This window comes from Promicromonospora thailandica (genome assembly GCF_024171955.1).
In the GTDB taxonomy this organism is placed as follows: Bacteria; Actinomycetota; Actinomycetes; order Actinomycetales; family Cellulomonadaceae; genus Promicromonospora; species Promicromonospora thailandica.
The window spans coordinates 341,251-354,670 of sequence record NZ_JAMTCS010000002.1; the positions used below are offsets into that span (position 1 = coordinate 341,251).

At 73.5% G+C, this 13,420-nt stretch carries 11 protein-coding genes; 6 read left to right on the forward strand and 5 right to left on the reverse strand.

From position 1 onward, the window contains the following. Positions 1-145 precede the first annotated feature (145 nt). Together APR03_RS04670 and APR03_RS04675 are read right to left on the reverse strand one after the other, a co-directional pair. On the reverse strand, positions 146-1,312 hold the full coding sequence (locus APR03_RS04670; protein WP_253833228.1) for a LacI family DNA-binding transcriptional regulator: 1,167 nt from the start codon (positions 1,310-1,312) through the stop codon (positions 146-148). After that, on the reverse strand, positions 1,309-3,198 hold the full coding sequence (locus APR03_RS04675; protein WP_253833230.1) for a heparinase II/III family protein: 1,890 nt from the start codon (positions 3,196-3,198) through the stop codon (positions 1,309-1,311). Before APR03_RS04675 ends, APR03_RS04670 begins: the two co-directional genes overlap by 4 nt. A 184-nt stretch (positions 3,199-3,382) precedes the next feature. Between APR03_RS04675 and APR03_RS04680 the strand changes: the two genes are divergently transcribed. The 6 genes from APR03_RS04680 (at position 3,383) to APR03_RS04705 (ending at position 10,094) form a co-directional block, all read left to right on the forward strand. After that, positions 3,383-4,405, forward strand: a complete 1,023-nt coding sequence (locus tag APR03_RS04680) for a hydroxyacid dehydrogenase (RefSeq protein WP_253833232.1) — start codon at positions 3,383-3,385, stop codon at positions 4,403-4,405. Continuing rightward, positions 4,402-6,255 carry a DUF2264 domain-containing protein gene (locus tag APR03_RS04685; RefSeq protein ID WP_253833234.1) on the forward strand — a complete coding sequence of 618 codons (1,854 nt, stop codon included), beginning with the start codon at positions 4,402-4,404 and terminating at the stop codon, positions 6,253-6,255. The genes APR03_RS04680 and APR03_RS04685 overlap by 4 nt, the downstream gene beginning before the upstream one ends. A gap of 62 nt (positions 6,256-6,317) precedes the next feature. Next, complete coding sequence (locus tag APR03_RS04690) at positions 6,318-7,613, forward strand: extracellular solute-binding protein (RefSeq protein ID WP_253833236.1); 1,296 nt, start codon at positions 6,318-6,320, stop codon at positions 7,611-7,613. Continuing rightward, complete coding sequence (locus tag APR03_RS04695) at positions 7,613-8,563, forward strand: carbohydrate ABC transporter permease (RefSeq protein WP_253833238.1); 951 nt, start codon at positions 7,613-7,615, stop codon at positions 8,561-8,563. Before APR03_RS04690 ends, APR03_RS04695 begins: the two co-directional genes overlap by 1 nt. Next, positions 8,563-9,402 carry a carbohydrate ABC transporter permease gene (locus APR03_RS04700; protein ID WP_253833240.1) on the forward strand — a complete coding sequence of 280 codons (840 nt, stop codon included), beginning with the start codon at positions 8,563-8,565 and terminating at the stop codon, positions 9,400-9,402. Before APR03_RS04695 ends, APR03_RS04700 begins: the two co-directional genes overlap by 1 nt. Beyond that, on the forward strand, positions 9,399-10,094 hold the full coding sequence (locus APR03_RS04705) for a ferredoxin-NADPH reductase (RefSeq protein WP_253833242.1): 696 nt from the start codon (positions 9,399-9,401) through the stop codon (positions 10,092-10,094). The genes APR03_RS04700 and APR03_RS04705 overlap by 4 nt, the downstream gene beginning before the upstream one ends. Positions 10,095-10,210: 116 nt before the next feature. Here the strand turns inward: APR03_RS04705 and APR03_RS04710 are convergent, their stop codons facing one another. From APR03_RS04710 to APR03_RS04720, 3 genes are read right to left on the reverse strand one after another with little or no spacing between them, the layout of a single operon-like run. Then, positions 10,211-11,071: a sugar phosphate isomerase/epimerase family protein gene (locus APR03_RS04710; RefSeq protein WP_253833244.1), complete on the reverse strand. Its 861-nt coding sequence runs from the start codon at positions 11,069-11,071 to the stop codon at positions 10,211-10,213. Further along, positions 11,068-12,285 (reverse strand): dihydrodipicolinate synthase family protein, encoded by a 1,218-nt coding sequence (locus tag APR03_RS04715; RefSeq protein ID WP_372494757.1) that lies wholly within the window; start codon positions 12,283-12,285, stop codon positions 11,068-11,070. The genes APR03_RS04710 and APR03_RS04715 overlap by 4 nt, the downstream gene beginning before the upstream one ends. After that, positions 12,282-13,412, reverse strand: a complete 1,131-nt coding sequence (locus tag APR03_RS04720) for a Gfo/Idh/MocA family protein (RefSeq protein ID WP_253833466.1) — start codon at positions 13,410-13,412, stop codon at positions 12,282-12,284. Before APR03_RS04720 ends, APR03_RS04715 begins: the two co-directional genes overlap by 4 nt. Positions 13,413-13,420 lie beyond the last annotated feature (8 nt).

Sequence of the window (13,420 nt, forward strand, 5' to 3'; positions counted from 1 at the left end):
CCGTGGCGTCCGCGAGCCCCGGCACCGCCCCGCTCCCGGGGCGAGGCGCGGTACCTCGGGGTCCGGGACGGCGTCGCGGTGTACGAGGTGGGTTCGGGCGAGACGCGGTTCGAGCCGGTGCGCTGAGGCGGGCGCGTGGCTCGGCCTACGTCGACGAGCGGACCAGCAGGTGGGGGCTCAGCTCCACGCGGTGCACGGGCCGGTCGTCGCCGCCGCGCAGCCGGCGCGTGAGCAGGTCGACCGCGCCCGCACCGATCGTGGCCTTCGGCGGTCGCACGGCCGTGAGCGGGGGGTCGGCGAGGCCGGCCACCTCGTCGTCGTAGGCGACCACCGCCAGGTCCGCGGGCACGCGCACGCCGCGCTCCTGGGCCTGCTCGACCAGGGAGATCGCCTCCCGGTCGGAGTGGACCAGGAGTGCGGTGGCGCCGGACTCCGCGCACGCGTCCAGCACCGCGGCGGCGTCGCCGGACCAGCCGGGGTCGGACAGCGGCACCGTCCCGCGGTCGAGGACCACGTCGAGCCCCCGCTCCTCGGCGACCGCGAGGAACCCGCGCCGCACGGCGGCCGAGGTGGGGCTGGTCCGGGCCGTCACGAGGCCCACGCGCCGGTGCCCGCGGTCGGCGAGGTGCCGGGCGGCCGTACCCGAACCCAGCGCATGGTCGGTGGCCACGGACTCCAGGGGCTCCCGGTACGGCCCGGCCGCCAGGCGGCGCTCCATCAGCACCACCGGGAGGCCCAGCCCGGCGAGCCAGTCGGCCAGCTCGGTCGCCTCGGGTCCCTCGACGGGAGGCGCCACGAGCAGGCCGTCGACCCCGGCCCCGCCCTCGTCGCCCACGAGGGCCGCGAGCTGGTGCCGGATCTGGTCGACGTCGTACGAGCCGCCCCGCAGGATGAGGCGCGCCCACCCGTGCGCGGCCGCTCGCGCGCCGCGGATCACCTCGGGCCAGTAGTAGTCGAGCGACGGCACGACCATGCCGATCGTCGGCTGCGCGTCGTCCGCGAAGGAGCCCTCGGGGAGGGCGACGGCGGTCGGGACCACGGTGTGGGCGCCCAGGCCCGCGCCGGCGGCCCGGCCGGCCCCGGTGCCCTGACCCCCGGCAGAGGTCCCTGCGTCGCGCGCCGGGATGCGGGCGCCGCCGTGCACCTTCTCCAGCGTGCCGTCGGCGACGAGCAGGGCCAGGTCGCGCCGCACCGTCACGGGCGTCACGCCGAGCCAGCGCGACAGGTCGGTCACCCGTGCCGAGCCGGTCTCGCGCACCCGTGCGACCAGGCGCGCGCGACGTTCGCTCGGGAGCGGCGCTTCGTGGGTCATCCAACCTCCTGCTGTGCGGACCCGGTGGGTCTCATGGTCACCCGGAACGTGCCTGTCGGCGGCTCTGTGCGCGCCGTGAGCCGCAACCGCGTCAGGTGCCCGCCCCAGACGGCCGACAGCTCGGGATCGTCCAGCTCGCGCACGTCGAGCGCGGCGTCGACGACCCCAGGGTCCCAGGTGATCGCGAGCGTGCGGGGCGATCCGTCGTCGGTGGGTGCGAACCGGACGAGCGCCCGGCCGGGCTCGAGGACGACGTCACCGGCGAGCAGCCAGTGCCAGGCCGTCGGCCCGGCCGCGGTCGGTGCGTCGGCCGGGCCCGGTGCGGTCGCGGGGGAGAACTGCCAGGTGTCCTCGACGGTGACCGTCTCGGCGGCCCGGTCGAGCACCACCTCCCGCCACCAGTGCTCCAGCCCTCCGACGGCATAGGCGCCGCCCAGATCCATCCGCGCCGCCCAGCGACCCGGGTCCGCGTCGTTCCCCGCCGAGAACGACCTCGCGGCGAACTCGCGGCCCGGGACCTGCTCCACGCCGCGCACCCGGGGCACGTTGTGCCAGTCTCCCCGCACCACCCACAGGTCGTAGCGGTCCGGCCCGAAGGTGCCTGCGCGGTAGGTCGGCTTGCCGGCGTCGACCACCACGGGCACGCCGTCGAGGGCCACGACCACCGAACCGACGTCCACGTGGTTGTGGTTCTCGTCGTTGTGCCCGCCCTTGACCGCGACGGCCGGCCCGCGGGTGGACCCGGCGGCCGTGCGGGCGACGGCCACGCCCGTCGCCGGGAACGCCGCCTGGTCCACGAGCGGGGGCGTGGCCGGGGGCTCGTCGCCCCAGGGCGCGGTGAGCAGGCCCACGGCCCGGGGCAGCGAGGAGCGTTCGTCGAACAGGCTGCCGGGCTGCCCGCGGTACGACGCCGCGTGCCGGGCCGCGGCGTCGTCACCCACCCGCAGCGCCCACGCGTGCACCACGTTCCAGGGCCAGGTCGACAGCGGGCGCGCGGCCCCGTCGGCGACGTTGACGTACCAGTCGCCGCCCAGGTGCATGGAGTGCGGGAAGGCGACGGTCGCCCGGATCCGGTCCAGTGCCTCGGCAGCCGGCGCGATGCCCGCGAACGCGAGGAGGTCCTGGGCCTCCAGCGCCCGGGCCGCGCCCTGCCACCAGTAGTGGTAGCCCTCGTCGACCCCGCCGTCGTCCGGCAGGGCGGCCCAGTACGCCGCGATGCCCTCGGCGACGAGCGCCGTGGTCGCCCACCGGCGCACCGGGTCATCCTCCAGCGCGAGGTTCGCGGCGAGCACGTTGCCCTGGATCCACGGGCTCCAGTTCATGATCGGGTGGTCCACGCCCAGCCACCACCAGTCCCGGCGGTCGGTGAACGGCCGCAGCACCCGGACCCGCGCCTCGTGCCGCACACGCCTTCGGACGCCCGGGGCCCGCTGGTCGAGCACCGGACCGAGCAGGTGGTCGACCCACGCGAGCTGGGCCGCGACCTCGCCGGCCCCGAGGTCGAGGTACGGCTCGGTGACGACGGGCGTGACGTCACCGCGCCGTTCGTGCGCGTCGTCGTGCGCGGCCCAGCACCAGGTGGACTGCTCGCACAGGAGCACCACCCCGTCGACGACCTCGTCGACGTGGTCGGTGGTGGGGTCGGCCAGCGCCGCCAGGGTGGCCCGGGTCAGGCGGGCGTGGCGGGCGGCGACCTGCGACTCGTAGGCGGTCCGGTCGCCGTCCCGGAAGAACCGGGCGTACTGCGAGGTGAGGGCCTGCGGCCACGGCGTGCCCCGCTCGGCGTCCGCCCTGGCGAGCGCGGGTGCCAGGGCCCCGGTCACACCGCCGGAGGTCCAGAAGTCCCGGTCGGTGACGTCGGGGGCGGGCAGGGACGTCGTCGTCATGCGCACCTCCATGGTGAGTGCCTCGATGTTTGAAAATGATCGTAGAGCAACTCTTCGAACACTGCCAGGGGGTTGCCAAGGCGGCGGCGCTGGGCTTCAATGGGCGACCAGCGGATCGTAGTTGATCGGAATTGTTCGTCTGGACGATCGGGCGGAACACGACTCGACGGAGAGGAGCGCGGTGGTGCGCCGACCTGAGGCCCTGCTCGTCATGGACGACCGGGCGCGGAGCATGCAGTTCGGTCCCGACGAGGACGCCCGGCTGCGCGCGCTCGCGACCCTGGGTGATCCCGTGCGCGTGACGGCCTACGACACGCCGGAGGCCAAGGAGCGCCTGGCGGACGTCGAGGTGCTCGTCACCTCCTGGGGCGCGCCCCGGATCACCTCCGAGGTGCTGGACCTGGCGCCTCGGCTGCGGGCGGTGCTGCACTGCGCGGGCACGGTCCGGCCCCTGGTGTCGGACGCCGTCTGGGACCGTGGGCTGGTCGTGACGAACGCGGTGGCCGAGAACGCGGTGCCGGTGGCCGAGTTCACGGTGGCCGCCATCTTCATGGCGGGCAAGAAGGCCCCGTTCCTCGCGAACGTCGCCCGCACGCGGCGTGCCGACTGGTCCTTCGTCGACGAGCACGGCGTGCTGTCCAACCGGGACCGGACGGTCGGCGTCGTGGGCTTCTCGCGGACCGGGCGGCAGGTCGTCGCCCGGCTCACGACGCCGGGCACGGGCCCCGAGACGCGCGAGATCCTCGTCGCGGACCCCTACGCCGACCCGTCCGACGTCGCCGCGGCCGGCGCGCGGCTGGTGTCGCTCGACGAGCTGCTGACCGCGTCGGGCATCGTGACGCTGCACGCCCCGGAGCTGCCCTCGACCCGTAAGCTGATCGGCGCCCGCGAGCTGGCGCTCATGCCGGACGGGGCCACGCTGATCAACACCGCGCGCGGCGCCGTCGTGGACACCGCGGCGCTGGAGCGCGAGTGCGCCGCGGGCCGCCTCTACGCGATGCTCGACGTCACCGACCCCGAGCCGCTGCCGGCGTCGTCGGTGCTGTACGACCTGCCGAACGTCATGATCACGCCGCACGTCGCGGGCTCGCTGGGCACGGAGGCGCGCCGCATGACGGTGGCCGCGCTCGACGAGCTCGAGCGGTACGCGCGGGGCGAGACGCTCCGCAGCCTCGTCACCCGCGCGGACATGGAGTTCGTCGCATGACCGCCGACCGCGTTTGGCTCGCCGGCTACGCCGACCGGCTCCTGTCCGCCGTGCGGCCCTACGCCTCGCCGAGCGGCTCGCTCGTCACGCTCCCCGGCACCCCGGGTGGGTACGGCACCGCGGTGGACGGCCTGGAGGGGTACGCCCGCACGCTCCTGCTGGCTGGCTTTCGGCTCGCCGGGGAGGGCGGCGCCGATCCGACGGGCCTGGCCGAGCGCTACGCCGCCGGACTGGCCGCGGGCGTCGACCCCGCCCACCCGGAGCGCTGGACGCGGCCCGACGAGCACGGGCAGGCCAAGGTCGAGGCCGCCTCGCTCGCCCTGATCCTCGACCTCACGCGGCCCTGGATCTGGGACCGGCTCTCGCCCACGGCGCAGCAGCAGACGGTCGACTACCTCGGCACGGTCGTCGGCGACGACGACTACCCCGACAACAACTGGGTCTGGTTCCGGATCGTCGTCGAGACGTTCCTGCGGTCGGTCGGCGGACCCTTCTCCGCGGACGACGTCGCCCGGGACCTCGCGGCCCACGACCGGTTCCGGCGCCCGGACGGCTGGTTCGCCGACGGGCCCGAGCGCAGCTTCGACCACTACGCGGGCTGGGCCCTGCACCTGTACCCGACCCTGTGGGCGCGGATGTCCGGCGCCGCCGAGGTCGCGTCGGCGGCGGGTGACGACCTGGCCGCCCGCGCGGCGACCGACCGCGAGCACCTGGCCCGCTTCCTGGACGACGCCCTGGCGCTGGTCGGCTCCGACGGCTCCCCGCTGCTGCAGGGGCGCAGCCTCACCTACCGCTTCGCGGCCGCAGCGCCCTTCTGGGCCGGTGCCGTCGCGGGTGTCGGCCGGCCGGGGCAGCTCCGCGCGGCCGCGATGCGCGTCGTGCGGCACTTCGCGTCCCACGGCGTCCCGGGTGACGACGGCCTGCTGACCCTGGGCTGGCACCACCCGTGGCGCCCGATCGCGCAGCGGTACAGCGGCACCGGATCGCCGTACTGGGCCAGCAAGGGCCTGCTCGGGCTGGCCCTGCCCGCGTCGCACGACGTGTGGACGGCGCCCGCCGAGCCGCTCCCGGTGGACGACGGCGACGTGCTCGCCGTCGCGACCGGGCCGGGCTGGGCGATCAGCGCCACGCGCGAGGACGGCATCGTGCGCGTGATCAACCACGGCACCGACCACGCGCTGCCGGGGTCCGACGTCGCCGACTCGCCGCTCTACGCGCGGCTGGGCTACTCGACCGCGACCTCCCCGCTCCTGGACGCGACGGGCTGGGCGGCACCGCTCGACCAGTCGGTGGTGCTGCTGGACGCAGCGGACCGGGCGACCCACCGCACGGGCTTCGTCCCGCTCGACGTCCCGGCCGTCGGCACCGGTGTGGCCCTCGGTTCGGTCGCCGAGGCCCACTGGGTCGACCAGGACCCGACCGTGCCCGACCACGGCTCCGGCCGGCCCGGCACCGCGATCGCGGCGGGGCGGATCACCACCGTCTCCGTCGTCCGCGGGGCGTGGGAGGTCCGGCTGGTGCGGGTCGAGGAGCCGGCCGGCGCCGCGGCGGCGCTGCGGATCGGCGGCTGGGCCGCCGGTCCCGGCCTCGCCTCTACGCTGGTTCCCCTGCTCGGCGAGGTCGCACCGGTGAGCGGCGAGACCACCGCCGCCGACGCCACACCGCTCGCGGGCCCCACGACCACGCCCTGGCTGCGCTACGCCCCCGTGCCCGAGGGCTGGCTCGCCGTCGGCGTCCACCTCGAACGCACCGGCCCGGCCGCCGGACGGCGGCCGCAGCTCGACCTCGTCCCCGGCCGCGTCGTCGTGACGTGGCCGGACGGCGGACAGACCACGGCAACCCTGCCCTGACCACACCCTCCGCGCCCGCGACCAGGACGTCGCGGGACGGGATTACTCGAAGGAGAGTAGGAATGAACCGCAAGATCATGAGCGCGGTCGGCGTCGCAGCCGCCGCGGCGCTGACCCTGACGGGGTGCGGCGGCGAGTCCGAGCCCGCGGCGGCGGACGGCCCCGTCACCCTGACCCTCGCCGGCTGGGACTTCGCGTCCACGCCGGAGTTCCAGACCCTCGCGGACGCCTACCACGAGGCGAACCCGGACGTCACCGTCGAGCTCAAGGAGTACCCGGCGGGCGACGACTACGACACCGCCCTGACGGCGGACCTGGCCGCGGGTGCCGCGCCCGACGTCTTCATCGTCAAGAACCTGAAGAACTACGTCACGTTCACCGAGGGCGGCACGCTGCTCGACATCTCGGACGTGGCCGCCGAGCTCGACCCCGCCACCGGCGGCCTCGAGCCGATGGCGATCGACGGCGTCACCTACGCCGTGCCCTACCGTCAGGACTCGTGGCTCCTGTACTACAACAAGGAGCTGTTCGAGAAGGCCGGCGTCGACCTGCCCGACGGCTCCTGGACCTGGGACGACTACGCCGAGGCCGCGGAGCAGCTGACCGAGGGCATCGGCGAGAAGCAGGTCACCGGCACCTACCTGCACAGCTGGCAGTCGACCGTGCAGGGCTTCGCGCTCGCGCAGAGCGAGGGCGCCTCGCTCGACGGCGGCGACTTCTCCTTCCTCGCCCCCTACTACGAGCGTGTGCTGGCGATGCAGGACGCGGGCGCCCAGCCCTCGTACGCCACGGTCACCACCAACGAGCTCACCTACCAGGCGCAGTTCGGCACCCAGAAGTCGGCGATGCTCCCCATGGGCTCCTGGTACATCGGCACGCTCGTCGCCGAGCAGGAGTCGGGCGCGGCCGACACGTTCGAGTGGGGCATCGCGCCCATCCCGCAGCTCGACGAGTCGACCACCGGCACCGAGAGCACGCCCGTCACGTTCGGCGACCCGACGACCATGGGCATCAACGCCGGCATCGACGAGGCGAAGATCGAGACCGCCAAGGACTTCCTGACGTTCGCCGCCGGCCCGGACGGCGCCGCGGCGCTCGCCGGCATCGGCATCACGCCCGCCCTGATCGACGACGCGGTCGCCGACGCGATCTTCGGGCTGGAGGGCGTGCCGCAGGACGACCTGTCCCGCTTCGCCTACGCCACGCACGAGACGCTGCCGGAGAACCCGGTGGGCCAGAAGACGGCCGCGATCCAGACCATCCTGGGTGAGGCGCACTCGGCGATCATGTCCGAGTCCACGCCGGTGGACGAGGCGCTCGCCGAGGCCGAGGAGCGCGTCGCCAACGAGGTCGGCTGATGGCGACACCCGTCGCCCACGAGCAGCGGACGCTCGGGTTCACGCAGCCCGAGCGTCCGCAGCTCCGGGCGCCCCGCACGTCCCTCAGGCTGCGCAACGCGCTGATCGGCTGGACGTTCATCCTGCCGAACTTCCTCGGCTTCGCGGTGCTCACGCTCGCACCGGTGGCCACGCTGTTCTACATCTCGCTCACGAGCTGGAACATCTTCGGCGCCGCCCAGTGGGTGGGCCTCGACAACTTCGCGCGCCTCATCGGCGACAAGAGCTTCCACACCGCGCTGGGCAACACCTTCTACTACGCGGCGCTGCACATCCCGATCACCATCGTCGTGTCGCTGAGCCTGGCGCTGCTGCTCAACCAGAAGCTGCGTGGCGCCGCCTTCTTCCGCACCGTCGCCTTCTTCCCGTACATCACGTCCATCGTCGCGGTGGCCGTGGTGTGGAACATGCTGTTCAGCCCGGAGTTCGGGCCCATCAACCAGTTCCTGAGCCTGTTCGTCGACGGCGACCTGCCGGGCTGGACGGTCTCCAAGGACTGGGCGATGCCCGCGGTGATCATCGTCGGCACCTGGAAGGACATGGGCTACTACATGCTCCTGTTCCTGGCCGGGCTGCAGACGGTGCCCGGCGAGCTGCACGAGGCCGCGCGGATCGACGGCGCGAACGCCTGGCAGCGGTTCTGGAACGTCACGCTGCCGTGCCTGCGCCCCACGATGTTCTTCGTGACCGTCATGGTCACCATCCAGAGCTTCAAGGTCTTCGACCTGATCCTCGTCATGACCGACGGCGGACCCGGCCAGGCGACGCTGGTGCTGAGCCAGTACATCTACCAGAAGGGCTTCGAGCAGTTCGAGTTCGGGTACGCCTCGTCCGTCGCCGTCGTCCTGTTCCTCATCTGCATCCTCGTGACCGTGGTGCAGTTCCTGTACAACAAGCGGAAGGAGGCGTGATGGCCGCCCGCCCGTCCGCACTCCGCAGGTCCGGCCGGGTGCTCCTCTACGTGGTGATGATCGTCGCCGCGGCGGGCATCATGCTGCCGTTCGCCTGGATGGTCATCTCGTCCCTGAAGCAGAACAACCAGGTGTTCACCGCGCCGGTGCAGTGGATCCCGGCCCCGGTGCAGTGGCGCAACTACCTCGACATCTGGGTCAAGGCCGACATGGTCACGTGGGTGCGCAACACCCTCGTGCTGTCCGTCGCCGTGACGCTGCTGCAGGTGCTGACCGGCAGCTTCGCCGCCTACGGCTTCGCCAAGATGCGATTCCCCGGCCGGGACGCGCTGTTCCTGCTCTACATCGGCACCATCGCGGTGCCCTGGCAGTCGTACATGATCCCGCAGTTCCAGATGCTCTCGAGCTGGGGCCTGAACAACACCCTGTGGGCGATCATGCTGCTCCAGGCGTTCGGGGCCTTCGGCGTGTTCCTCATGAAGCAGTACTACGAGTCGATCCCCGACTCGCTCTCGGAGGCGGCGCGCATCGACGGGCTCTCCGAGTACGGCATCTGGTGGCGCATCATCATGCCCCTGTCGGTGCCCGCGCTCGCGTCGCTGACGATCATCACGTTCGTCTCGACCTGGAACGACTACCTCGGCCCGCTGATCTACCTGCGTGACCGCTCGCTGTGGACGATCCAGCTCGGCCTGCAGTCGTTCATCGGCGAGTACAACGCCGAGCACGCGCTCATCATGACCGGCTCGGTGCTGTCCGTGCTGCCGATCGCCCTGATCTTCCTGCTCGGTCAGCGGTACTTCGTCGAGGGCATCGCGACGACAGGCGTAAAGGGATGAGTGCGGTGGGGGTGGCGGCTCCCGCGCGGCGCCGCCGGATGCTCCTCGGGCCCGAGACCTACGAGCTCGTGTTCGGCACCGTCTACACGGGCCTGATGACCAACCTGCTGCTGGCGCTCGCCTGCCTGCCGCTCGCGGTCCTCGTCGCCGCGACCGACCTGGCCTCGACCTGGCCGCTCGCCGCCCTGACCGCGCCGCTGCTCGGCCCGGCCCTGGTGGCGGCCTTCACGGTGTTCGCCCGGTTCAGCGCGGACGGGTCGACGGCCGTGGTCCGCACCTTCGCCGGCGCCTGGTGGCGGCACCTGCGCCGTGGCCTGGCGATCGGGGCGCTGGGTACGGGCGCCGTCGTCGTCGCCGTCGTCGACGTGGCGTTCTTCTGGGGGCGGACTGCGGGTGCGGCCGCGATCCCGGTGCTGGTCACGCTGGCGGCGGGGGCGGTCGCGACCGCCGTCCTGGCCCTGGCCGCCGTGCCCGAGATGCCGGACGCCCGCCTGCGCGACATGCTGCTCGCGGCCCTCGTGCTCGGCGCCCGGCGCTGGTACGTCTCGGTCGGGGTGCTCGTCGTGCTCGGCCTGCTGACCTCCGTGGTGGCGACGCGTCCCGCGGTGGGCCTGGGGTTCGCGGCGGCCCCGCTGCTGTTCGCGGCCTGGGGCGCGTGCCGCTTCGCCCTCCGCCCACCCCCGCCGAAGTAGAACCCCAGCGAAGTAGAACTGCAGCGAGATAGAACTCCAGCTCCACGACGGAGCTGGAGTTCTACCTCGCCCTGGTTCTACTTCGCTGCAGTTCTACTTCGGCAGGGGGGAGCGGGTCAGAGGTGCGGGGCGACGTGCTGCTCGTAGCGGGACAAGACCGTGGTTGCCGTCTCGGCCGGAGGACGCGCCCAGATCTCCTCGTTGAAGATCTCGGTCTCGACGTCGCCCACGTACCCGGCGTCGCGCACCCAGCCCGTGATCGTCGCGAAGTCGACGTACCCGTCGCCCACGTGCCCCCGCGAGTTCAGCGGCTCCGCCGCCAGCGGCAGCACCCAGTCGCACACCTGGTACGACGCGATCCGGTCCTCCCGGCCGGCCCGGGCGATCGACGAGCGCAGCGCCGGGTCCCACCACACGTGGTACGTGTCGACGACGACGCCCACCTCGGTCGGCGCGAACGGCGCAGCCAGGTCGAGCGCCTGCGCCAGCGTCGAGATCACGGCCCGGTCGGCGGCGAAGATCGGGTGCAGAGGCTCGAGCACGATCCGCACGCCGTGCTCGGCGGCGAACGGCACCAGGTCGGCGATGCGGTCGGCCACCCGGCCGCGCGTCGCCACCAGGTCCCGGTCCACGCCGGACGACGGTGCGCCGCCCGGCGTCGACCCCGGCAGCCCGCCCACGACGAACACCAGCTCGGCGGTGCCGATCGTCGCGGCCTCCTCGATCGCCAGTCTGTTGTCGTCGAGCGCGGCGCGGACGCCGGCGTCGTCTGCCGTGGTGAGGAAGCCGCCGCGGCACAGCGACGAGGCGCGCAGCCCGGCGTCCGCGATGATGCGGGCCGCCTGCGGCGCGCCGACGGCCTGGACCACGTCGCGCCACGGCCCGACCGCACCGAACCCGGCCCGCGCCGCCACCTCGCACGCCTCGGCCAGCGACGCGTGCTTCACGGTCGCGGTGTTCAGCGACGCCCGGCTCATGCGGCCACCCCGTTCGTCGTGAGGAACGCCCGCAGCCGGGCGGCGGCCAGGGGCGGGTCGAGCAGCATGCCGCAGCCGTCGGCCAGACGCGCGAGCTCGACCAGGTGCCGCAGCGACCGGCCGGAGTGCAGCCCGCCCACCAGCGAGAACCCGGGCTGGAAGCCGTTGAGCCAGGACAGGAACGCGATGCCGGTCTTGTAGTAGTACGTCGGCGCGGCGAAGATGTGCCGGCCGAGCGCCTCGGTCGAGGCCAGGATCTCGTGGCCGCGCGCGGCGTCCCCGGCGTCGAACGCCTGCAGCGCCGTCGAGGCGGCGGGGTAGATCGCGGCGAAGATGCCGAGCAGCGCGTCCGAGTGGCCCTGCCCGTCGCCCGCGATGAGCTCGGGGTAGTTGAAGTCGTCGCCCGTGTAGAGCCGCACCGGGCTGCCGGGCAGCGCGGCGAGGGACCGGCGCAGCCCCACCTCGTGCGCGGCGTCGAGCAGCGAGACCTTGACGCCGTCGACCCGCGGCTGGTGCGCGCGGATCAGGTCGAGGAACGTCGCGGTCGCTTCGTCCACGGCGTCGGACCCCCAGTAGCCCGCGAGGGCCGGGTCGAACATGGTGCCCAGCCAGTGCAGGATGACCGGCCGGTCAGCTTCGGCGAGCACGGCGTCGTAGACCCGCGCGTAGTCCTCCGGGCCCCGGGCCACGCGGGCCAGCGCCCGGGACGCCATGACGATCACCTGCGCGCCGGCGTCCTGCACCACGTGCACCTGCTCGCGGTACGCGTCGGTCACGATCTTCAGCGCCGCGTCACCCGGATCGAGCGCCGCGACGGCCTCCGGCGCGAGCTGGTCGGTGCCCGCGCCGCACGCGATCCGCGCGCCCACCGAGGCGGCCTCGGCCGCCGAGCGCCGCACCAGCTCCTGGGTCGCGGCCCAGTCCAGGCCCATGCCCCGCTGGGCGGTGTCCATGGCGTCGGCCACGCCGAGCCCGTGCGCCCAGATGCGGTGCCGGTAGGCGAGCGTCGCGTCCCAGTCGACGACGGCGGGCGCGCCCGGCACGTTCTCGGCGCCCACCTGCGGCACCACGTGGGCGGCCGCGAAGGCGATGCGGGACGTGATCGGGCCCGACGGCGTCGTCCACGGGCCGGGGGCGTTCAGCTCGACGGCCTCGGAACCGGTGACCCGGCCCTCGTCGTCGAACACGGGCAGGGCGACGGGCGCCCCGCTCACAGCGTGATCTCCGGGACGTCGAGGCGCCGGCCCTCCGCGGACGAGCGCAGCCCCAGCTCCGCGAGCTGCACGCCGCGGGCCGCCGAGAGCAGGTCGTAGCGGTGCGGGCGCCCGGCCACGACGTCGCGCAGGAACTCCTCCCACTGCAGCTTGAAGCCGTTGTCGAGGTCGGCGTTCGCGGGGACGTCGAGCCACTGCTCGCGGAACGGCTCGGTGACGGGCAGGTCCGGGTTCCACACGGGCTTGGGGGTGTGCGCGCGGTGCTGCGCCCGGCACCGGCGCAGGCCCGCCACCGCCGACCCGTGCGTGCCGTCCACCTGGAACTCGACGAGCTCGTCGCGGAACACGCGTGTGGCCCACGACGAGTTGATCTGCGCCACGACGTCGTCGCCGGCGGGCGTGGTCACGTCGAAGATGCCGTACGCGGCGTCGTCGGCGGTCGCCGCGTACTCGCGGCCCTGCTCGTCCCAGCGGGTCGGGATGTGCGTCGCCGTCTTCGCGGTGACCGTCCTGACCTGGCCGAGGATGCCCTCCAGCACGTAGTTCCAGTGGCAGAACATGTCGGTGGTGATGCCGCCGCCGTCCTCGGCGCGGTAGTTCCACGACGGGCGCTGGGCGGGCTGCGAGTCGCCCTCGAACACCCAGTAGCCGAACTCGCCGCGCAGCGACAGGATGCGGCCGAAGAAGCCCTCGTCCACCAGCCGGCGAAGCTTGACCAGGCCCGGCAGGTACAGCTTGTCGTGCACGACGCCGACGGTCACCCCCGTGGTGGACTGCAGCCGGGCGAGCTCGATCGCCTCGGCGAGCGTCTCCGCCGTCGGCTTCTCGGTGAAGATGTGCTTGCCCTGCTTCATCGCCCGGGTCAGGGTCGCGGCCCGCAGGTTGGTCATGGCGGCGTCGAACACGATGTCGGCGTCGGCGATCGCGGCGTCGAGGTCGGTGGTCCAGTGCTCGACGCCGTGCCGGTCCGCGAGCTCCTTGAGCTTGTCGGCGTTGCGGCCCACCAGCACCGGCTCGACCTGGACCCGGGAACCGTCGGCGAGCGTGACGCCGCCCTGGTCACGGATCGGCAGGATCGAGCGGACGAGGTGCTGGCGGTACCCCATGCGGCCGGTGACGCCGTTCATGGCGATGC

What these genes read in the sequence shown, in the direction of transcription:
- APR03_RS04670 (WP_253833228.1), bottom strand. Translation starts at nt 1,312, where the DNA reads ATGACCCACGAAGCGCCGCTCCCGAGCGAACGTCGCGCGCGCCTGGTC.
- APR03_RS04675 (WP_253833230.1), bottom strand. Translation starts at nt 3,198, where the DNA reads ATGACGACGACGTCCCTGCCCGCCCCCGACGTCACCGACCGGGACTTC.
- APR03_RS04685 (WP_253833234.1), top strand. Translation starts at nt 4,402, where the DNA reads ATGACCGCCGACCGCGTTTGGCTCGCCGGCTACGCCGACCGGCTCCTG.
- APR03_RS04690 (WP_253833236.1), top strand. Translation starts at nt 6,318, where the DNA reads ATGAACCGCAAGATCATGAGCGCGGTCGGCGTCGCAGCCGCCGCGGCG.
- APR03_RS04695 (WP_253833238.1), top strand. Translation starts at nt 7,613, where the DNA reads ATGGCGACACCCGTCGCCCACGAGCAGCGGACGCTCGGGTTCACGCAG.
- APR03_RS04700 (WP_253833240.1), top strand. Translation starts at nt 8,563, where the DNA reads ATGGCCGCCCGCCCGTCCGCACTCCGCAGGTCCGGCCGGGTGCTCCTC.
- APR03_RS04705 (WP_253833242.1), top strand. Translation starts at nt 9,399, where the DNA reads ATGAGTGCGGTGGGGGTGGCGGCTCCCGCGCGGCGCCGCCGGATGCTC.
- APR03_RS04710 (WP_253833244.1), bottom strand. Translation starts at nt 11,071, where the DNA reads ATGAGCCGGGCGTCGCTGAACACCGCGACCGTGAAGCACGCGTCGCTG.
- APR03_RS04720 (WP_253833466.1), bottom strand. Translation starts at nt 13,412, where the DNA reads ATGAACGGCGTCACCGGCCGCATGGGGTACCGCCAGCACCTCGTCCGC.